This window comes from Variovorax sp. 01N429 (genome assembly GCF_056399425.1).
This window is the reverse complement of the sequence record NZ_JBFTRG010000006.1, coordinates 168,437-188,084: the sequence shown is the minus strand read 5'-3', so window position 1 is coordinate 188,084 and position 19,648 is coordinate 168,437. Positions and strand designations below refer to the sequence as shown.

Below are 19,648 nucleotides of genomic sequence, written 5' to 3'. Positions count from 1 at the left end.
AGATGCGGCGAGCCTGGGGGTGTTTCTACAGCAGGGATTCGCGCGGGACCAGCAGGACCTGGTCTTCTCCGGCGCTCGTGGGGAGCCACATCACTTCGAGTTGCGGAAAGGCCGCTTCGAAGTGAGGGCGTTCGTTGCCGATCTCGAGCACCAGCACGGCGGATTCGCTCATGTGCGCTGGCGCGTCGGCAAACAGGCGGCGAATGAAGTCCATGCCGTCGGCGCCACCGGCCAACGCCAGTTCGGGCTCGGCACGGTATTCGGCCGGCAGCGCGGTCATGCTCTGCGCGTTGACGTACGGCGGATTGCAGAGAATCAGGTCGTACGGCCCGCGCACGCTCGCCAATCCATCGGACTCGATCAGCGCGATGCGCGCATCGAGTTGGTGCCGCGTCACGTTGATTGCAGCGACTTCGAGCGCCGTCGTGGACAGATCCGCCGCATCGACGGTGATGTCCGGATAGGTCATCGCCGCCAGCACGGCCAGGCTGCCATTGCCGGTGCAAAGGTCGAGCACGTTCCGCGTATGTTCGCCAAGCCAAGGGTCGATGCTGCCGTCCGCCAGCAGTTCGGCAATAAAGCTGCGGGGCACGATCGCGCGTTCGTCGACGTAGAAGGGTATGCCTTGAAGCCAAGCTTCTTTCGTCAGATACGCGGCGGGTTTGCGCGTCTCGATGCGCTGGGCAAAGAGCGCTGCGACGCGCGCCGCGTCGGCGGGCGCCACAGGGCGATCGGCCACGCTGTCCAGTTCGTCGAGCGGAAGGCTCAGTCTCCAGAGCACGAGCCACGCGGCTTCGTCGAAAGCGTTGCTCGTACCGTGGCCGAACGAAACGCCCGCATCGGCCAGCTGTCTGGCGCCGGCCTCGATCAGTTCGATGACGGTGCTCATGCGTGAAGCAGTGCTTCGAGCCTGTCCAATGTGCGGCGATAGATGTTCTTCAGCGGCTCGATTTCGGCGACCGCGATGTGCTCGTCGATCTTGTGGATGCTCGCGTTCGTGGGCCCGAGTTCCACCACCTGCTTGCAGATATTGGCGATGAAGCGCGCATCGCTGGTGCCGCCGCTGGTCGACAGTTCGGTCTCGATGCCTGTCTCGTCGCGGATGGCCTGCTGCACGGCCGCGACCAGTTCGCCTGGCGTCGTGAGAAAGGGCAAGCCGCCAACGGTCCAGGCCAGCGTGTAGTCAAGCCCGTGCGCATCCAGCACCGCTTGAACCCGCTTCTGAAGCGAGTCGGGTGTGGATTCGGTCGAAAAGCGGAAGTTGAAGTCCACCACCGCTGCGCCGGGAATCACATTGCTGGCACCGGTGCCCGCGTGGATGTTGCTGACTTGCCAGCTGGTCGGCTGAAAGTAGGCGTTGCCGGGATCCCAGCCACCGGCCTGATTGATGGCGACCAGTTCGGCCAACGCGGGTGCGAACGCATGGACGGGATTCTTTGCCAGATGTGGGTAGGCGATATGGCCCTGCACGCCCTTGATCGTCAGCTTGCCGCTCATGGTGCCGCGGCGGCCGTTCTTGATCATGTCGCCGCAGCGCTCGACGCCTGTCGGTTCGCCGACGATGCAGTAGTCGATGCGCTCGCCGCGCTCAGCCAGCGCATTGCAAACCACGACCGTACCGTCGGTGGCCGGGCCTTCCTCATCGCTCGTCAGCAGCAGGGCGAGCGACAGCCGAGGATCGGGCGTGGTGGCGAGAAATTCCTCGATGGCCACGACGAAGGCCGAGAGCGATGTCTTCATGTCGCATGCGCCGCGGCCGTAGAGCTTGCCGTCCCGGTGCGTGGGAGTGAAAGGATGGCTGGTCCATTGTTCGAGCGGGCCCGTCGGCACCACATCGGTATGGCCTGCGAAGGCGATGGTGCGCGACGCCTGGCCCAAGGCACCCGGCCGCATCGCCCAAAGGTTGGTCACACGGAAGTCCGCAGGGCCGCTTTCGATGGTTTCGAGCCGGAATCCGAGCCGCGCCAGCCGTTCGCCGATCAGGCCTTGGCACCCCGCGTCATCGGGAGTGACTGAAGGACGTGAAATCAGTTGTTCGGCAAGCTGGAGCGTTCGGGACATCGAAATTGCGAAATTGGGCTCACAGACGCACGTCGAGCGTGATGTCCGTGAATGTGGGTTCCTCGACCTGCTCGAGGATGGAGCGTTCTTCGTGCCGCGCGGCAGGTGCCTTGCGGTTCTGCAGGCGCCACATGAGGTTGGTGGGCGAATCGGCCTGCGCCAGACCTTCCTCGCGAGTGACGAGATTTTCGGTGATCAGGCGGGCGATGTCTTCTTCGAAGGTTTGCGACCCTTCGGCCATCGATTGCTCCATCGCTTCCTTGACCGCGGAGAAGTCGCCCTTGGTGATGTGCTCGGCCACTAGAGCGGTATTCAGCAGCACTTCGAGCGCCGGCACACGCGCGCCGTTCGGCGTGCGCAGCAAACGCTGGGCGACCACTGCACGCAAGGCGCCGCTGAGGTCACCCAGCAACGTCGCCCGCACTTCCACCGGGTAGAAGCTCAGGATGCGGTTCAGCGCCCGATAGCTGTTGTTGGCGTGCAGCGTGGCGACGCAAAGGTGGCCCGACTGCGCGTAGGCGATGGCAGCCGTCATCGTCTCGCGGTCGCGGATTTCACCGATCTGGATCACGTCGGGCGCCTGGCGCAGCGCGTTCTTCAGCGCGATCTGCAGCGATTGCGTGTCGCTGCCGACATCGCGCTGGTTCACCATCGACTTCTTGTTGGTGAAGGTGAATTCGATCGGCTCTTCGACGGTCAGGATGTGCCCGGTCGCGTTCTCGTTGCGATAGTCGAGCATCGAGGCGAGGGTCGTGCTCTTGCCCGCGCCGGTCGAGCCAACCATCAGGATGAGTCCGCGCTTCTCCATCACGAGCGTCTTCAGGATTTCCGGAAGATTCAGCTCATCGAAGGACGGAATGACCGAGGCGATGTGCCGCACCACGACTGCGTAACTGCCGCGCTGGCGCATGGCGCTGATGCGGAAGTTGCCGGCGCCGTCCAGGGCGATTGCCATGTTGAGTTCGCCGGTGCGTTCAAGTTCGGCGACGCGGCTTTCGTGGACGACTTCGGCCAGCAGGCTGAGGGGCGCCTCGGGCGGGAGCACTTGCGCGTTGATCGGCATGCAATTGCCGTTGATCCGGATCAGCGCCGGGGAGTTGGCCGAAAGGTAGATGTCGGACGCCTTGCGCTCGGCCATCAAACGAAGAATTCTCTCCATCGTGTTCATCGGCTCTCTCTCCTAGGTGTAGTTGCTCGCCCCCAGGCTTGCTCACTTCGTGTAGCCGCCCACCCCCTGCCGGGGGCGCCGCCAGCGGCCCGGCAAAGCCGGTTCCGCGGCGGCCTTGGGACGGGCGCGCTGCGCGCAGCCGGGGGCAGGGGTTTCATTCAGTCGCGCAGCAGGTCGTTCAGCGAAGTCTTCGCGCGGGTCTGCGCGTCCACGCGCTTGACGATGATGGCGGCATAGAGGCTGTATCTGCCGTTGTCCTTGGGCAAGGTGCCGCTGATGACGACCGAACCGGCTGGCACGCGACCGTAGCTGGTTTCGCCGGTCGTGCGGTCATAGATGGGCGTGCTCTGGCCGATGTAGACGCCCATCGAAAGCACGGAGTTTTCTTCGATCACCACGCCCTCGACCACTTCGGAGCGCGCGCCGATGAAGCAGTTATCTTCGATGATGGTCGGGCCGGCCTGCAACGGCTCCAGCACGCCGCCGATGCCGACGCCGCCGGAAAGGTGCACGTTGGCGCCGATCTGTGCGCAGGAGCCCACCGTGGCCCAGGTATCGACCATCGTGCCTTCGCCGACGTAGGCGCCGATGTTGACGTACGAAGGCATCAGGATCGCGCCCTTGGCGATGAAGCTGCCGCGACGCGCGACGGCCGGCGGCACGATGCGCACGCCGGCTTCCTTCAGTTCGCCGGCCGACAGGTGCGAGAACTTGGTCGGCACCTTGTCATAGAAGCCCAGCGAGCCGGCCTGCATCTGCTCGTTGTCGCGCAGGCGGAACGACAGTAGCACGGCTTTCTTGATCCACTGGTGCACCGTCCACTGGCCGACGCTTTCGCGGGTCGCGACGCGCAGGGAGCCGTTGTTGAGATCGGCAATCACGTGCTCGACGGCATCGCGGACTTCCTTCGGCGCGCTGGTGGCGGAAATATTGGCGCGGTCTTCCCACGCGGCGTCGATGATCTGCTGGAGTTGTTGGGTCATGGAAAAGCTCAGTTCTGGATGAATTTCACGATGCGCTCGGCGGCCTCCGTGCACTCGGCGGTGTCGGCTACCAACGCCATTCGGATGCGCCCGCGGCCGGGATTCGAGCCGGCGACGTCGCGGGCGAGATAGCTGCCGGGCAGCACCGTCACATTGTATTGAGCGTAGAGCGCGCGGGCGAAGGCTTCGTCGTCGCCTTGCCACGCGGCGGGGATGCCCGCCCAGAGATAGAAGCTCGCGTCGGGCAGGCGAACGTCGAGCACCGGCTCGAGCAGCGGCGTCACGGCCGCGAACTTGGCGCGGTATTGGGCCCGGTTCTCGATCACGTGGGCTTCGTCGTTCCAGGCCGCGATGCTCGCCGCTGCGACCGTGCCGCTCATTGCGCTGCCGTGGTAGGTGCGATAGAGCAGGAAGGATTTGATGATCGAGGCGTCACCGGCCACGAAACCGCTGCGAAGGCCCGGCACGTTGCTGCGCTTTGAAAGCGAGGTGAGCGCGATGAGGTTGCGGAAATCATTGCGGCCCAGCTTCGCCGCCGCTTCGAGCCCGCCCAGCGGAGCTTCGTCCCGAAAATAGATTTCGCTGTAGCACTCGTCCGCGGCGATCACGAAGCCGTAGCGGTCAGAGAGGGCAAAGAGCTTCTGCCATTCGTCCAGCGGCATCACTGCGCCGGTCGGATTGCCGGGCGAGCAGACGAACACGAGCTGCGTGCGCGCCCAGACGTCCGCGGGCACGCTGTCCCAGTCGACAGCGAAGTTGCGTGAGGGCACGCTGGGCACGTAGTACGGCTCGGCGCCCGACAGGAAGGCGGCGCCTTCGTAGATTTGATAGAACGGGTTGGGCGAAAGCACCACAGGCGCTGGCGATCGCGTTGCATCGACCACGGTCTGCGCCAACGCGAAAAGCGCCTCGCGCGATCCATTCACCGGAAGCACCTGCGTGGCGGGGTCCAGTTCGAGCCCATACCGCCGCTTCAGCCAGCCGGTGAAGGATTGCCGCAGCTTCAGTTCTCCCGCCGTCGCCGGGTAGACCGCGAGGGCGCCCAGGCTGCTGGAGAGCGTCTCCTTGATGAAGTGCGGCGTCGGATGCTTTGGCTCGCCGATGCCGAGGCTGATCGGCGCGAAATCAGGGTTGGGCGTGACGCCCGCGAAGAGTTGGCGCAGCCGCTCGAAAGGGTAAGGCTGCAGTTTGGCGAGCAGGGGATTCATGGTCGGAATTATCCGGGGGGCCTTCAGAGCTTCTTCACCAGCACCTGGCTCTTGCGGTCCCAGTTGTACTTGCGCTTGCGGGCCTCGGGCAGCCAGTCGGGGTTGACTTGCTGGAAGCCCCGCTTCAGGAACCAGTGCATGGTGCGCGTCGTCAGCACGAAGATGCTTTCGAGCCCCTGCGCCTTTGCGCGCTGTTCGATGCGCTTGAGGATGCGTTCTCCGTCGCCCTGCGCCTGTGATTGGGGCGACACCGTCAGCGCCGCCATTTCAGCCGTCTTTGCTTCCGGGTAGGGGTACAGCGCCGCGCACCCGAAGATCACGCCGTCGTGCTCGATGACCGAATATTGGCCGACGTCGCGTTCAATCTCGGTGCGGCTGCGCTTCACCAGCGTGCCGTCGCGCTCGAACGGCTCGATGAGCTGCAGGATGCCGCCGATGTCATCCGCAGTGGCTTCGCGCAGCGATTCGAGCTTTTCATCGATCACCATGGTGCCGATGCCGTCGTGCACGTACACCTCAAGCAAGAGCGAGCCATCGACGCTGAAAGGCAGGATGTGATTGCGCTCGACCCCGGCCTCGCAAGCCTTCACGCAATGCTGGAGATAGAAGGCCGTATCCGTCGGCCGTTGCGCCGGCGGCAGCGTCGCCAGGAGTTTCTTGGCGGCATCGAGCGGCAATTCGGTGTCGATCGGGTTGTCCTCGCTGACGGGTTGGGTCGTGTCGAGTGCAATGCCTGGAACCTCGGTCAGGAAGATCAGCTTGTCCGCCTGGATAGAGATGGCGACGCTGGTCGCAACTTCTTCCATGGTCAGGTTGAAAGCTTCGCCGGTGGGCGAGAAGCCGAAAGGCGACATCAGCACCATGGCGCCGAAAGCCAGCGCCTGGCGGATACCCGCCGCGTCGACTTTGCGCACCAGGCCCGAATGCTGGAAATCGACGCCATCGACAACGCCCACAGGGCGCGCAGTAATGAAGTTGCCCGAAATCATGCGAATGGTGGAGCCCGCCATGGGCGTGTTCGGCAGGCCTTGGCTAAAAGCCGCTTCGATCTCATAGCGCAGTTGGCCGGCGGCCTCTTGCGCGCAGTCCAGGGCGACCTCATCGGTGATGCGAATGCCGTGCGAGTACCTCGCCTGGTGGCCCTTGGCGCGCAGTTGTTCGTTCACCTGAGGCCTGAAGCCGTGAACCAGCACCACCTTGACGCCCATGCTCTGGATCAGGGCCAAATCTTGCGCGATGTTCGCCAGCTTGCCGGCGGCGATCGCCTCGCCGGCCATGGCGACCACGAAGGTCTTGCCGCGGTGCATGTGGATGTAGGGCGCCACCGAGCGAAACCAGGGCACGAAAGTGAAGTTGAAGACGGTGGACATTGGCGGGTAGAAGGGGGCGAAAAGGCGGGGCGCAAGATAATCGTCGATTTTCCCCGAACTGCTCGCCTTGTCTTCGTCTCCTCTTCGAATCGAGTTCCCTGAATCCCTGCCGGTGTCGGCCCGGCGCGACGAAATCATGGCCGCCATCGAGGCGCACCAGGTCGTGATCGTCTGCGGCGAGACCGGTTCGGGCAAAACCACGCAATTGCCCAAGATCGCGCTGGCGCTCGGTCGGGGCAAGCTCAACGCCCCGCCCGGCAAGGGCCGGCTGATCGGCCATACGCAGCCGCGCCGGATCGCCGCCTCGTCCGTCGCCAAGCGCATTGCGGAAGAGTTGAAGACGCCGCTCGGCGATGTGGTCGGCTTCAAGGTGCGGTTTCAGGACCGCCTGTCGCGCGATGCTTCAGTCAAGCTGATGACGGACGGCATCCTGCTGGCCGAAACGCAGACCGACCCGCTGCTGAAAGCCTACGACACGCTCATCATCGACGAGGCGCATGAGCGTTCGCTCAACATCGACTTCCTGTTGGGCTACTTGCGCGAGATCCTGCCGCGCCGTCCGGACCTCAAGGTCATCGTGACTTCGGCCACCATCGATGCGGACCGTTTTGCGCAGCATTTCTCATCAGTGAAGGGGCCCGCACCGACCATCATGGTCTCCGGGCGCACTTTTCCGGTGGAGCAGCGCTATCGGCCCTTCGAGGAATCGCGTGACTACGACCTCAACGATGCTATCGCCGACGGCGTGGATGAGCTGTGGCGTGACCCGCACAATGCGGGCGATATCCTGGTCTTTCTGCCTGGCGAACGGGAAATCCGGGAGGCGGCCGACCATCTTCGCAAGCACCTGAGCCACCAGCCGGTGCTGCGCAACGCCGAGGTCCTGCCGCTGTTCGCCCGACTTTCTCAGGCGGAGCAGGACCGGATCTTCGATGGCCATACCGGTCGTCGCATCGTGCTGGCGACGAACGTCGCCGAAACCTCGCTGACGGTGCCGGGCATTCGCTATGTGATCGACACGGGCACCGCGCGCGTCAAGCGCTACAGCTTCCGCAGCAAGGTCGAACAACTGCTGGTCGAGCCGATCAGCCAAGCCGCGGCAAACCAGCGCGCGGGGCGCTGTGGGCGGGTGGCGAACGGCATCTGCATTCGGCTGTACGACGAAAAGGACTTCGAGGGACGGCCACGCTTCACCGATCCGGAAATCCTGCGCTCGTCGCTGGCCGGCGTGATCCTGCGCATGAAGTCGCTGCATCTGGGCGACGTCGAGCGCTTTCCGTTTCTCGAAGCGCCGCAGCGGCGGGCGATCGCGGACGGCTACCAGTTGCTCAATGAATTGGGTGCCGTCGATGATGCCAACGAACTGACGGCCACGGGTGCCGAGCTTTCCAAGCTGCCGCTCGACCCGCGAGTCGGGCGAATGATCCTGGAGGCGCGTGCGCGCGGTGCGCTCGAAGAAGTGCTGGTCATTGCGAGTGCGTTGTCGGTGCAGGACGTTCGCGATCGTCCCATGGATGCCCAGCAGCAGGCCGACCAGGCCCATGCCAAGTTCGACGACGAGAAGAGCGAGTTCAGCGGCTACCTGCGGCTGTGGAAGTGGATCCACGACGCGCGAGGCGGCCACGGCGACACGCACAAATTGAGCAACCGGCAGTACGAGCAACTGCTGCGCCAGAACTTCATCAACGTGCGTCGTGTGCGCGAATGGCGCGACATCCATTCGCAGTTGCTCACGGTGGTGACGGAGCACAAATGGCGCATCAACGCACAGCCTGCTGGCTATGAAGGGCTGCACCTCTCAATGCTCTCTGGGCTGCTCGGAAACGTCGGCTGGAAGCTCGAGGATGACGAGGCTTATCTGGGCGCGCGGGGCATCAAGTTCTACCGGCATCCCGGTGCGCATCTGAAGAAGAAGCCCGGTCGGTGGATCGTCTGCGCCGAGCTCGTCGAGACCACGCGCCTCTTCGGGCGCGGCATCGCAAACATCGAGCCGCAGTGGCTCGAACAAGTGGCCGGCCATCTGCTCAAGAAGCAACTGCTCGATCCGCATTGGGAAAAGAAGGGCGCGCAGGTTGCGGCGTTGGAACGTGCCACGTTGTATGGCCTGGTGGTTTACAGCGGCCGGCGTGTCGATTTCAGCAAGGTCGACCCTGTCGCCGCGCGCGAGATCTTCATTCGCGAGGCGCTGGTAGGTGGGCAATGGGAAAGCAAGCTGCCCTTTCTTGCGGCCAATCGAAAGCTGGTTCGAGAAGTCGAAGGGCTGGAGCACAAGTCGCGGCGGCAAGACGTGCTTGTCGACGACGAACTGATCTTTGCGTTCTACGACGCGCAGGTGCCGCCTGATGTGTCGAGCGGCATGACCTTCGAGAACTGGTATCGAGCGCAGTCGAAGGCCCAACCGCGACTGCTGCACCTGACGCGCGATGAGTTGATGCGGCACCAGGCGGCAGGCATCACCACGCAGTCGTTTCCGCCGACTTTGCGGCTCGGCGGTGTGGACTGTGCCGCGACCTATCTGCACGAGCCGGGCGACACCCGGGATGGGCTCACCGTCACGGTGCCGCTGTTCGTGTTGAACCAGGTGAGCGAAGAGCGTTGCGAATGGCTGGTGACCGGCATGCTGAAGGACAAGATCCAGGCGCTGCTCAAGAGCCTGCCCCAGAAGCCGCGCGCCCGATTGGTGCCGCTGCCCGAATCGGCTGCGCGTCTGGCCGAAGAACTCTCCGCGCCCGAGATCTTCGGCCATGGATCGCTGACGGACGTCCTGCTCAAGCGCGTGCGCGACCAGACCAGCCTCGACGTGAAGCGGGCCGACTTCAAGCTGGACATGCTGCCGCCGCATCTGTTCATGAACCTGCGCGTGGTGGACGAACATGGGCGCCAGCTTGGCATGGGCCGCAATCTGGGCGCCCTGAAAGCAGAGTGGGGCACCCAGGCCCGAGGTGCCTTCCAGGCGCTGGCTGGGCTCAACGTCAAGGTTGCACCAGCGGCTGATGAACGGGCGCCGAACGAAGGCCGAACGAACGATTCACGCAAGATCGAAGCGCCCCCGGCAGCGCCCGCACTGCCAGCCGGCCAGCGCTATGCCGCCTGGACTTTCGGCGAGCTGCCCGAATTGATGGAGGTGCGGCGAGGTTCGCAATCGCTGATCGGCTTCCCGGCGCTGGTCGATGATGGCGACGCGGTGATGATCGAGGTCTTCGACGAACCTGCCATTGCAGCCGCCAAGCACCGGAGCGGACTGCGCCGCCTCTTTGCATTGCAGATTAAGGATGCGCTCAAGTACCTCGAGAAGAACATCCCCGACCTGCAGAAGATGGCGGTCGCGTTCATGTCGCTGGGAACGTCCGAAGAGCTGCGCGCGCAGATCATCGACGTGGCGCTGGACCGCGCATTCCTGCAGGACCCCTTGCCAACCGATGAAGCCAGCTTCAAGCGACGTGTGGAAGAGGGGCGAGGGCGACTGACGCTGATTGCGAATGAAGTCGCTCGGCTGGCTGGCGTCATCCTGACCGAATACGCGGTCGCGGTCCGCAAGATCAAGGACACGAAGAGTCAGCCCGCAGCGACTGCCGATGCCGCGCAGCAATTGCAGAGGCTGGTCGGCAAGCGCTTCATCGTCGATACGCCCTGGCCGCGACTGCAGCATTTCGCGCGCTATCTCAAGGCCATCACGCTGCGGCTGGACAAGCTGCGCGGCGACCCGGCGCGCGACGCGCAGCGCCTGGCCGAATTGCGGCCTCAGGAGCAACGCTATTGGCGTCTTTTCGCCGACCGTAAAGGCGCGGTAGACGAGCGAATGGGCGAATTCCGCTGGCTGCTTGAAGAACTGCGCGTGAGCTTCTTCGCGCAGGAACTGCGCACACCACAACCCGTGAGCGTGAAGCGGCTCGACAAGCTCTGGGCGCAACTCGAAAGCTGAAAAAAAGCCCGCCGAGAGGCGGGCTTTGTTCGGTCACGCCAGTGAGCGTGTCTTTGTTGCTATATCCGCCCCATGAGGAGCAGCACGATGACCACCAGAACCACCAGCCCGAGGCCGCCGCTAGGCCCGTAACCCCAACTGCGGCTGTACCCCCAGCTCGGCAGTGCGCCAATGAGCAGCAGGATCAGGATGATCAGCAGAATGAGTGACAGGGACATGGACTTCTCCTAGGGCGAAATGTTTGTAGGAGACCATGGTCATCGAAGGAGTGCGATCTCATCGCCGGAAGGCGCCCCCTCCGGCGGTCAGGACTCTCCTACCGTTCCTGTCAGAGCCGCGCCAGTCGATCCAGGGCGCTGTGGAGCGTTTCGTCCTTCTTGGCGAAACAGAAGCGCACCACGCGCTGGTCGAACGCATCGCCGTAGAAGGCCGACAGAGGGATTGCCGCGACGCCGATTTCGCTGGTCAGCCAAAGGCAGAAATCCGATTCGTTCAGGTCGCTCACCGCGCTGATGTCGACACACTGGAAGTACGTGCCGGCGCTCGGCAGCAGCTTGAAGCGCGTCTTTGCCAGCCCCGCGGCGAACAGGTCGCGCTTGCGCTGATAGAAGGCGGGGAGTTCAAGGTACGGCGCAGGGTCGGCCATGTAGCTGGCGAGCGCGTGTTGCATCGGCGTGTTCACGGTGAACACGTTGAACTGATGCACCTTGCGGAACTCAGCCGTCAGCGACGCCGGCGCCGCGACATAGCCGACTTTCCAGCCTGTGACGTGATAGGTCTTGCCGAAGCTGCTCACGATGAAGGTCCGCGCGGCAAGGTCCGGAAAGCGCGCCGCGCTTTCATGGCGCGCACCGGTGTAGACCATGTGCTCGTACACCTCGTCGCTGATCAATAGGACATCGGTCGGTGCGAGCAGTTCTTCGAGGCGGCGCATTTCCTCTTCGGTCCACACGGTTGCACTCGGGTTGTGCGGCGTGTTGACGATGATGGCGCGAGTGCGCGGCGAAATGGCGGCGGCGATCTTGTCGAAGTCGGGGCGGAAGGTCCCCGGCGTGAGCGGCACGCGCACCACGGTGCCGCCTGCAAGTTCGATGTTGGGCACGTAGCTGTCATAGCAGGGCTCCAGCACGATGACTTCATCGCCCGGCCGCACGACGGCGAGGATTGCCGTGATGATCGCCTGCGTCGCGCCCGCCGTGATCGTGATCTCGGTCTGCGCGTTGTAGTTGTGGCCATACAAGGCCGCAATCTTCGACGCGATCGCCTCGCGCAACGCCGGGATGCCGGGCATCGGCGGGTACTGGTTGTGGCCCGCGCCCATTGCATCCGTGACGGCCTGGAGCAGCTTCGGATCGCAGCCGAAGTCCGGAAAGCCCTGCCCAAGATTCACCGCGTTCTTCTCGGACGCGAGTGCCGACATGACGGTGAAGATGGTCGTGCCGACGGCGGGCAGCTTGGTCTCGACTTGGGGTGTACGGGCAGTCACGGTACGGGTGCTCACAGTTCGTAGTCTTGATGATGACCGCTCAAGGCCTTGGCGATCAGGTTGCGATCGAGCCGGTCTGAAAGCAGCTCGGCGAATTTGAAGACGAAGTTGCGCAGATAGGCGCTGCGCTTGAACGCCACGCGCGCGATGTTGGTGCCAAAGATGTGGCCCATGGGCCGCACGACGAGGTCCGCGTTGGAATCATCGCGCACCGCCATCTCGGCGACGATTCCAACGCCGAGGCCGAGCCGCACGTAGGTCTTGATCACGTCCGAGTCGATGGCTTCGAGTGCGATTCGGGGCGTCAGCTTCTTCTGGGCGAAGGCATGGTCGATGCGCGTGCGGCCGGTGAAGGAAGGGTGATAGGTGATGATCGGTTCGGTCGCCAGGTCCTCCAGCGAAATGCGTTCCCTGTCGGCCAACGGATGCCCCTTGGGCAGCACCAGTACGTGCTGCCATTCATAGCAGGGCATCGTCACCAGGTCGGTGTAGTCGGAGAGCGACTCCGTTGCGATTCCGATCTCGGCGATCTCGTCGATCACCATGCGCGCCACCTGATCGGGCGAGCCTTGATGCAGACTGACGTTTACCTTGGGGTAGGCCTCGCGGAGCTTGGCGACCGGCACGGGCAGTACATAGCGCGCCTGCGTATGGGTGGTCGCGATCGACAGCGTGCCGCTGTCTTGGGCGCTGAACTGTTCGCCGATGCGCTTGAGGTTGCCAACCTCGCGCATGATCAGCTCGATGCTGGCGAGAACATGCTGCCCTGGTTCGGTGACGCGCTTCAGGCGCTTGCCGTGCCGTGCAAAGATCTCAACGCCCAATTCTTCTTCGAGTTCGATGATGGCTTTGGACACGCCGGGCTGCGAGGTATGCAGCGCTTTGGCGGCTTCCGTCAGATTGAGGTTGCGCCGCACCGCCTCTTGAACAAACTTGAACTGGTGAAGATTCATAACGAATTCCGTCTTATTTAGGAATTTATTATGCCTTCGCAATCTATAAAAATCGGCCGGGAATCAGCTCGAAATCAGCCCGAAATCAGGATTCGGACATCAGCAATCCAATGCCTTGTGCGCGAGCAGTTCGATCACGTCCGGCTCCTCGCCCACCGCGCCGGCGAGTGTGAAGGTGACCTGCGGGTGCCGCATGCGCATTCCCTCCAGCAAGCGGGGCAGGTCTTCCCGCACGTGCTTGCCCATTCCGAGGAAAAGCGGGACCACCCGAATGGATCGGGCTCCGTCGCCCACGAGCGCCGCAGTGGCGGTCAGCAGGTCAGGGGCGACCAGTTCGAGGTAGGCGCATGCCACGCCGACCGACGGGTCAAGCGCCGCGACGCGCCGAGCCACAGCCTCGATCGGCGCCCGCCAGCGCTCATCGCGCGAACCGTGCGCGAAGAGAATGACGGCGCGGCCTGACTCGATCATTGCCGCAGCGCCGCTAGCGTCTCAACACCAGCCACGTGAAGGCGGCGAGCGACATCACTGAATAGATCAGCCCGGGTGCGGCTGCCGTCATCCAGGGCAGCCAGTTCCCGAGGTTGCCCAAGTACCCGAAGACGTTGTTCAGCAAGAAGAAGCTGATGCCGATCATCACGCCGACGAACACATACGTCGCGATCCCGGCCTGGCGGAAGTGCAGATAGGCAAACGGCAGGGCCAGCACGATCATCACCAGGCACGACAGCGGATAGAACACCTTGCGCCAGAACTCGATTTCATAGCGCTGTGCCGTCTGCCCGTTTGCATCGAGATGGCGGATGTAGTCGAACAGGTCGAGCGTGCGCATGCGCTCCGGCCGGAGCAGGGCGACCGACACCATCTCAGGCGTGAGCGAAGTCTTCCATTCGACCATCGGGATCTTCGTGGTGATGATGTGAGCCTGGTCGGCGCTGCGCGTCTGGTATTCCTGTCGCTCCACGTCGACGAGCGTCCAGTGTCCATCTTCGGCGCGGGCAGAGGCCGCGGACACCTGCGACGTGATGAATCCCTTGCCGTCGAACTCGAAGATGCGCGGGTCCTTGAGCGTGCCGTTGCGCTCCATCGTGGCGACGTTGACCGCAAACGAGGCGTCGCCTTGCCGCTCCTTGAGCCATGCGCCGGTGTTGCCTACGAGCGAGTAGGCGTTCTGGAAGCGCGCCTTGAGCAACTGGGCTGTCCGGTCGGTGAAGGGTGCGACATAGTCCCCGATCGCGAATGTCAGGATCACGAAACCCAGCCCCAGCAAAAGCAGCGTCCGCAACGCGCGCCATGGGCCGAGACCGCTGGTCCGCAGGATGGTGAATTCCGAGCTCTGCGCAAGCCTGGCCATGACGAAGATGGTGCCGATCAGCACAGCGATCGGCAGCAATTCATACAGGTGGCTGGGGATGAGCATCGCGACGTACGCGAGGGCCTGGCCTGCCCCATAGCCTAGCGATTCAGGTTTTCCGATGGACTGCAGCTCATCGACAAAATCGAAGAAGAAGAACAGGCTGAGGAAGCCCAGGGCCACAAAGCCCACGGACTTCATCACCTCGACATAGATCAGGCGACGGATTGTTTTCACGCGTTGGGGGTCGTTGCGGGTCGGGCGCGGCTTGCCGTGAAGCCCCAATTGAAATGACGTTTCGCAAGCCACAGAAGGCCGATCACCAGCGCCCCGCCATGGAGCGCGAGCATGAAGCCTCCCATGCCGTACTTGCCTGAACTGACCCAGTTCTGCCCCAGGTTGAGCATGTTGTAGTAAAGGACGAAGGCGAACAGCGCGAACAGGTAGTTGCCGCTGCGGCCGACTCTCGGGTTCACGCTGGAGAGTGCCAGCGCAAGAATCACGAAATTCGCAGCGCCAAACAGCATGCCGACGCGCCAGGCCAGTTCGCCACGGTTGACGAGGGTCGGATCGCGCAGCAGCGTCAGTGTCGTGCGAGTGCGCACGGGCGAAGCGTCCGACGAGTCGCTGCCACTGCCGCCGACCTTGGCGCCATAGGTTTCGAACTCGCTGATCTTGATGCCCTCGGTCGGCGTGAGCGGGCGTTCGAGGCGTTGACCGTTGCTCAGCAGCAGAAAGCGCTTGCCGTCGATATCTTCGATGTGTCCATGGCGTGCTGACGTGATGATGTGCAGGTTGCGCTCGATGGAAGAAATGAAGACGTTGTTCGCCGTGGCGCTGTCAGGCGCGTCCTTGTCGATGAAGAACACGCGCAGCCGACCCGCGGACTCGCGGAATTCGCCGGGCGCCACGCGCTCGATGTCGCTGCGGCTCTCGTAGCGCTGGCGCATGCCCTCGGTCTGTGAATTGGCCCACGGCCAGCCGACCAGCGCGAACAGCGCAACCAGCAAGAGGATCGGCCATGCAAAGCCGAAGAGCGGACGTAGAAAGTCCGCCAGCCCGCGGCCGCTCGAAAACCAGATCACCATTTCGCTGTCGCGATACATACGTGACAGCGTGCCGACGATCGAGATGAAAAGGCAGAGACTCAGGATGGTGGGCATGTAGCCGAGCACCGTATAGGTCATCACGAGGAAGACCTCGGAGGGATTCACGCTGCCTTTGGCGGCCAATCCGAGCGTGCGGATCAGCATCATGGTCATCACGATGGTGACCAGCACCACGAGGGTGGCACCGAAGCTGCGCGACAGCTCCTTGCGTAGAGAGGAATGGAATAACATCGTCGAGGGAAAAAAAGGATTATGGACTTTCAACTCAAGACCCTCTCCATCGCTCAGGCAGTCACCGACAAAACCGACGTTCTCGTCGTCCTCGTGGCTTCCGCAATCGGCACCTCCAAGGACGCACTCTCCACGCTGATCGCCAGCGCCCGGAAGGCAGGCGATCTGCCCGACAAGGCGGGCAAGCTGCTCGCGCTCTATCGGCCCGAGGCGGTTTCCGCTCCCCGCGTGCTGCTGGTCTCGATCGGCGACGGCAAGCCGGCATCGGTTCGCACCGCGGTGAGCGCGGCGATCGGTGCGGCCAAGGGGTCCAACCCGAAGCGGGTGTCCATCGTTGCAGCGCAAGCCATCGACGCGGCCGCGCTCGCCAGCGCCGTCATTGCGGCAGCGGACGCCAGCTATGTCTATGGCACGACGAAGTCCAAGGCCGAGCCACGCACGATCCGCCAATTGACCTTCGGCGTGAGCGACGCTGCGCCACTGCGCCAGAGCTTCGATGAGGCTGCCGCTGCCGTTGTGGGAATCGAGCTGGCCAAGGAATGGGCCAATCGGCCGGCCAACTACTGCACGCCAACCATGCTGGCCGGTGCCGCGCAAGAGCTCGCCAAGCTGCCGAACGTGAAGTGCGAAGTGCTGGGTCCCAAGGAAGTCGAGAAGCTCGGGATGGGCGCATTCTCGGCGGTCGCCCAGGGCTCTGCGGAGCCGCTGCGCTTCATCGTCCTGCGCTACAACGGAGCGCCCAGGCAGCAGGCGCCGGTGGTGCTGGTCGGCAAGGGCATCACCTTCGACACGGGCGGCGTCTCGCTCAAGCCGGCTGCCGAAATGGACGAAATGAAGTTCGACATGTGCGGGGCCGCGAGCGTGTTGGGCGTGTTCCGTGCACTGGGCGATCTGCAGCCGGCGATCAACGTCGTCGGTCTTATTCCTTCATGCGAGAACATGAACGACGGCCGCGCGGTCAAACCTGGCGACGTCGTGACCAGCATGGCCGGCCAGACCATTGAAGTGCTCAACACGGACGCTGAAGGCCGGTTGATCCTGTGCGACGCCCTGAATTACGCCAAGCGTTTCGAGCCGGCAGCGGTGATCGATATCGCCACCCTCACGGGCGCCTGCGTGATCGCCTTGGGCGGCGTGCGCAGCGGCTTGTTCTCGAGCGACGACGCGTTGGCGACGGCGCTCAGCGCCGCTGGCGAGGCATCGCTGGACCGCTGCTGGCGCATGCCGCTCGACGAGGATTACGCAGAAGGACTCAAGAGCAACTTTGCCGACGTGGCCAACATTGCCGGTCGAGCGGGCGGTGCAATCACCGCCGCCAAGTTCCTCCAGCGATTCACCACCGACTTCCCGTGGGCTCATCTCGACATTGCCGGCACCGCATGGAAGGGTGGGGCGGCCAAGGGCGCGAGTGGTCGACCAGTCGGCCTGCTGTTGAACTACCTGATGACTCGGAGCCGAGAAAACGCCGAGGCGGCACCGCGAAAGCCCACGAAGAATGCCTCGAAGACCGCCTCGAAGGATCGGGCAAAGAAGTGACGGAAATCGACGGCCACTACAACATGCCGGACAAGGTGAGCTACGCCTGCCGCCTGCTGCGGAAGGCTGTCAGCGCCCATGGCGCGCGCCTGGTGGTCATGGCTGATTCGCAGACGCTGGACGCGATCGACCAGTCGCTGTGGACACTGCAGCCAAGCGAATTCATCGCCCACTGCCGTTGTGACGATGAAGCGCATAAGGTCACGCGGTCGCCGGTCGTGCTGGCCGAAAGCGGGTCGGAGTCGCTGCCGGACCGGCCCATTCTCGTGAACCTGGGCGCTGACTTGCCGGTGCGGTTCGAGCGGTTCGAGCGGTTGATCGACATCGTTGGCAGCGACGAATCCGACAAGCAGGCAGGGCGCGCCCGCTGGCGGCACTACAAGGATCGCGGCTATGCGATCCGCACCTTTCCCTATGCGGGGAGCGCCAACTGATGGCATCCACCCAGCGCACGCCGCCGCGATTCGTGCCAACCTTGACGACGGTGGTCGAGGAACCTTCGCAGCCCGAGCCTCCCATTGAAACAGCGGCGCCTGCGCAAGCCGAGGCGCCCGCATCGGCAGAGGCTTCGCAAGCCGTTGCCCTGGGTCCCGAAGCGAGGCTCTCCGAGGCCCACGCTTTCCGGCTCGAAGAGCAGTTGCTGCATCGCGTGCTGCAGCGCGTGGACCTGCAGATGGAGGAGCGATTGAGCGATGTCGTGTCAGCTGCCGTTCAGCACCATCTCGACACCATGATCCCCGGTCTGCGCAAGGAAATCGAGGCGGTATTGCGCGCGCTGGTGAGCGAATCGCTGTCGCGCGAGCTTTCGGAAAACCCCGGGTCTACGCCAACATTCGGGCCTCATTCCTTGGGCTAAACTGCGCGCCAGGTCGAAAAGCGCACGGGCGCCGAGCTTCGCGGCGCGATACTTGCTGAGTTAAAGCGCCCGGATCCAAAGACCGGTTTTCAACTCTATTTATTAAGTTCTGGAGGTTCCCATGCAAATGAAATGGACCGCGGTCGCTCTGGCTGCCATCGCGCTTGTGGCCTGTGGCAAGAAGGAAGAAGCTGCCGCGCCGGCCGCCACGCCTGCGCCGACTGCAGCAGCACCTGCCCCGGCAGCACCTCCGGCTGACGCGCTTGTCGTGAAGATCGGCCATGTCGCGCCGACCAGCGGCGCCATTGCGCACTTGGGCAAGGACAACGAAATGGGCGCGCGCATGGCCATCGAAGACCTGAACGCCAAGGGTGTGAAGATCGGCGACAAAGTTGCCAAGTTCGAACTGCTCGCCGAAGACGATGCAGCCGATCCGAAGCAAGGCACCGCAGTGGCCCAGAAGCTGGTCGACAGCAAGGTCAACGGCGTTGTCGGCCACCTGAATTCCGGCACGACCATCCCCGCCTCCAAGCTCTACAGCGACGCTGGCATTCCCCAGATCTCGCCGTCGGCGACCAACCCCAAGTACACGCGTCAAGGCTTCAAGACCACCTTCCGCGTGGTGGCTGACGACACGCAACTCGGCGGCACGCTGGGCAAGTACGCAGTCGAAACGCTCAAGGGCAAGAACATTGCCGTGATCGACGACCGCACTGCCTACGGCCAAGGTGTCGCTGAAGAATTCGAGAAGGCCGCAAAGGCCGCCGGCGGCACGATCGTCGGCCACGAATTCACCACCGACAAGTCGACCGACTTCAACGCCATCCTGACCAAGCTGAAGGGCGCCAACCCCGACGTGCTGTTCTTCGGCGGCATGGACGCCGTGGGCGGCCCGATGCTCAAGCAAGTCAAGCAGCTCGGCATGACCGTGAAGTTCATGGGTGGCGATGGCCTGTGCACCGCAGAACTCGCCAAGTTGGCCGGCGACGCAATCGGCGAAGACATGGTCGTGTGTGCCGAGGCTGGTGGCGTCGAAGGTGATTTCAAGGCACCGCTCGAAGCCTGGAAGACCAAGTTCAAGGAAAAGAACGGCGTCGAAGTGCAGATCTATGCACCGTACGTCTACGACGCCGTGAACGTGCTGGCCGCCGCGATGGAAAAGGCCGGCTCCGCCGATCCGGAGAAGTACCTGCCTGAAGTCAGCAAGGTCGAATACAAGGGCCTGACCGGCCCGATCGCGTTCGACGAAAAGGGCGACATCAAGAACGGTGCGCTGACGCTGTACACCTACAAGAATGGTGCCCGTACCCAGATCGCCGTGGTGCGCGGAGCGAGCTAAGGGCTCACACGCCACGTCGGAAAGAAAGGGCCTTCGGGCCCTTTTTTTGTGGCTGCATGCATTACCGAGTGC

General features: G+C 63.5%; 17 protein-coding genes. 5 read left to right on the top strand and 12 right to left on the bottom strand.

Annotation, left to right across the window (positions count from 1 at the left end; genetic code table 11):
- Positions 1 to 25: 25 nt before the first annotated feature.
- The 6 genes from prmB to argA form a co-directional block, all read right to left on the bottom strand.
- Complete coding sequence (gene prmB, locus AC1DSF_RS13175; protein ID WP_478123315.1) at positions 26 to 889, bottom strand: 50S ribosomal protein L3 N(5)-glutamine methyltransferase; 864 nt, start codon at positions 887 to 889, stop codon at positions 26 to 28.
- Complete coding sequence (dapE, locus tag AC1DSF_RS13170; protein ID WP_478123314.1) at positions 886 to 2,061, bottom strand: succinyl-diaminopimelate desuccinylase; 1,176 nt, start codon at positions 2,059 to 2,061, stop codon at positions 886 to 888. Before dapE ends, prmB begins: the two co-directional genes overlap by 4 nt.
- A gap of 19 nt (positions 2,062 to 2,080) precedes the next feature.
- Complete coding sequence (locus tag AC1DSF_RS13165; RefSeq protein WP_478123313.1) at positions 2,081 to 3,229, bottom strand: PilT/PilU family type 4a pilus ATPase; 1,149 nt, start codon at positions 3,227 to 3,229, stop codon at positions 2,081 to 2,083.
- 158 nt (positions 3,230 to 3,387) lie between these two features.
- Positions 3,388 to 4,212: a 2,3,4,5-tetrahydropyridine-2,6-dicarboxylate N-succinyltransferase gene (dapD, locus tag AC1DSF_RS13160; RefSeq protein ID WP_478123312.1), complete on the bottom strand. Its 825-nt coding sequence runs from the start codon at positions 4,210 to 4,212 to the stop codon at positions 3,388 to 3,390.
- An 8-nt stretch (positions 4,213 to 4,220) separates the two neighbouring features.
- Positions 4,221 to 5,420, bottom strand: coding sequence for a succinyldiaminopimelate transaminase (gene dapC, locus AC1DSF_RS13155; protein ID WP_478123311.1), 1,200 nt, complete (start codon positions 5,418 to 5,420; stop codon positions 4,221 to 4,223).
- A 23-nt stretch (positions 5,421 to 5,443) separates the two neighbouring features.
- Positions 5,444 to 6,790 carry an amino-acid N-acetyltransferase gene (gene argA, locus AC1DSF_RS13150; RefSeq protein ID WP_478123310.1) on the bottom strand — a complete coding sequence of 449 codons (1,347 nt, stop codon included), beginning with the start codon at positions 6,788 to 6,790 and terminating at the stop codon, positions 5,444 to 5,446.
- A 136-nt stretch (positions 6,791 to 6,926) separates the two neighbouring features.
- Here argA and hrpA point away from each other — a divergent pair, with 136 nt between their 5' ends.
- On the top strand, positions 6,927 to 10,712 hold the full coding sequence (gene hrpA / locus AC1DSF_RS13145; protein ID WP_478123961.1) for an ATP-dependent RNA helicase HrpA: 3,786 nt from the start codon (positions 6,927 to 6,929) through the stop codon (positions 10,710 to 10,712).
- A 59-nt stretch (positions 10,713 to 10,771) separates the two neighbouring features.
- Here hrpA and AC1DSF_RS13140 read toward each other — a convergent pair whose 3' ends face one another.
- From AC1DSF_RS13140 to lptF, 6 genes are all read right to left on the bottom strand, one after another.
- On the bottom strand, positions 10,772 to 10,930 hold the full coding sequence (locus AC1DSF_RS13140; RefSeq protein ID WP_478123309.1) for a DUF3309 family protein: 159 nt from the start codon (positions 10,928 to 10,930) through the stop codon (positions 10,772 to 10,774).
- A 110-nt stretch (positions 10,931 to 11,040) separates the two neighbouring features.
- Complete coding sequence (locus AC1DSF_RS13135) at positions 11,041 to 12,213, bottom strand: pyridoxal phosphate-dependent aminotransferase (RefSeq protein WP_478123308.1); 1,173 nt, start codon at positions 12,211 to 12,213, stop codon at positions 11,041 to 11,043.
- Positions 12,210 to 13,151, bottom strand: coding sequence for a CysB family HTH-type transcriptional regulator (locus tag AC1DSF_RS13130; RefSeq protein WP_478123307.1), 942 nt, complete (start codon positions 13,149 to 13,151; stop codon positions 12,210 to 12,212). Before AC1DSF_RS13130 ends, AC1DSF_RS13135 begins: the two co-directional genes overlap by 4 nt.
- A gap of 99 nt (positions 13,152 to 13,250) precedes the next feature.
- Positions 13,251 to 13,622, bottom strand: a complete 372-nt coding sequence (locus tag AC1DSF_RS13125; RefSeq protein WP_478123306.1) for a sirohydrochlorin chelatase — start codon at positions 13,620 to 13,622, stop codon at positions 13,251 to 13,253.
- 13 nt (positions 13,623 to 13,635) lie between these two features.
- Complete coding sequence (gene lptG, locus AC1DSF_RS13120; RefSeq protein WP_478123305.1) at positions 13,636 to 14,742, bottom strand: LPS export ABC transporter permease LptG; 1,107 nt, start codon at positions 14,740 to 14,742, stop codon at positions 13,636 to 13,638.
- Positions 14,739 to 15,845, bottom strand: a complete 1,107-nt coding sequence (gene lptF, locus AC1DSF_RS13115) for an LPS export ABC transporter permease LptF (protein ID WP_478123304.1) — start codon at positions 15,843 to 15,845, stop codon at positions 14,739 to 14,741. The genes lptG and lptF overlap by 4 nt, the downstream gene beginning before the upstream one ends.
- 21 nt (positions 15,846 to 15,866) lie before the next feature.
- On the opposite strand from lptF, the gene AC1DSF_RS13110 reads away from it, so the two are divergent.
- From AC1DSF_RS13110 to AC1DSF_RS13095, 4 genes are all read left to right on the top strand, one after another.
- The gene (locus AC1DSF_RS13110; RefSeq protein ID WP_478123303.1) at positions 15,867 to 17,381 is read left to right on the top strand and encodes a leucyl aminopeptidase; all 1,515 of its coding nucleotides are present in this window, start codon (positions 15,867 to 15,869) and stop codon (positions 17,379 to 17,381) included.
- Positions 17,378 to 17,815 carry a DNA polymerase III subunit chi gene (locus tag AC1DSF_RS13105; protein WP_478123302.1) on the top strand — a complete coding sequence of 146 codons (438 nt, stop codon included), beginning with the start codon at positions 17,378 to 17,380 and terminating at the stop codon, positions 17,813 to 17,815. Before AC1DSF_RS13110 ends, AC1DSF_RS13105 begins: the two co-directional genes overlap by 4 nt.
- Positions 17,815 to 18,237 carry a hypothetical protein gene (locus AC1DSF_RS13100; protein WP_478123301.1) on the top strand — a complete coding sequence of 141 codons (423 nt, stop codon included), beginning with the start codon at positions 17,815 to 17,817 and terminating at the stop codon, positions 18,235 to 18,237. Before AC1DSF_RS13105 ends, AC1DSF_RS13100 begins: the two co-directional genes overlap by 1 nt.
- A gap of 121 nt (positions 18,238 to 18,358) precedes the next feature.
- On the top strand, positions 18,359 to 19,576 hold the full coding sequence (locus AC1DSF_RS13095) for a branched-chain amino acid ABC transporter substrate-binding protein (RefSeq protein WP_478123300.1): 1,218 nt from the start codon (positions 18,359 to 18,361) through the stop codon (positions 19,574 to 19,576).
- Positions 19,577 to 19,648: the final 72 nt, after the last annotated feature.

Coding starts and splice junctions, on each gene's coding strand:
- prmB (WP_478123315.1), bottom strand. CDS start 889: ATGAGCACCGTCATCGAACTGATCGAGGCCGGCGCCAGACAGCTGGCC.
- dapE (WP_478123314.1), bottom strand. CDS start 2,061: ATGTCCCGAACGCTCCAGCTTGCCGAACAACTGATTTCACGTCCTTCA.
- AC1DSF_RS13165 (WP_478123313.1), bottom strand. CDS start 3,229: ATGAACACGATGGAGAGAATTCTTCGTTTGATGGCCGAGCGCAAGGCG.
- dapD (WP_478123312.1), bottom strand. CDS start 4,212: ATGACCCAACAACTCCAGCAGATCATCGACGCCGCGTGGGAAGACCGC.
- dapC (WP_478123311.1), bottom strand. CDS start 5,420: ATGAATCCCCTGCTCGCCAAACTGCAGCCTTACCCTTTCGAGCGGCTG.
- argA (WP_478123310.1), bottom strand. CDS start 6,790: ATGTCCACCGTCTTCAACTTCACTTTCGTGCCCTGGTTTCGCTCGGTG.
- hrpA (WP_478123961.1), top strand. CDS start 6,927: ATGGCCGCCATCGAGGCGCACCAGGTCGTGATCGTCTGCGGCGAGACC.
- AC1DSF_RS13140 (WP_478123309.1), bottom strand. CDS start 10,930: ATGTCCCTGTCACTCATTCTGCTGATCATCCTGATCCTGCTGCTCATT.
- AC1DSF_RS13130 (WP_478123307.1), bottom strand. CDS start 13,151: ATGAATCTTCACCAGTTCAAGTTTGTTCAAGAGGCGGTGCGGCGCAAC.
- AC1DSF_RS13125 (WP_478123306.1), bottom strand. CDS start 13,622: ATGATCGAGTCAGGCCGCGCCGTCATTCTCTTCGCGCACGGTTCGCGC.
- lptF (WP_478123304.1), bottom strand. CDS start 15,845: ATGTTATTCCATTCCTCTCTACGCAAGGAGCTGTCGCGCAGCTTCGGT.
- AC1DSF_RS13110 (WP_478123303.1), top strand. CDS start 15,867: ATGGACTTTCAACTCAAGACCCTCTCCATCGCTCAGGCAGTCACCGAC.
- AC1DSF_RS13100 (WP_478123301.1), top strand. CDS start 17,815: ATGGCATCCACCCAGCGCACGCCGCCGCGATTCGTGCCAACCTTGACG.
- AC1DSF_RS13095 (WP_478123300.1), top strand. CDS start 18,359: ATGCAAATGAAATGGACCGCGGTCGCTCTGGCTGCCATCGCGCTTGTG.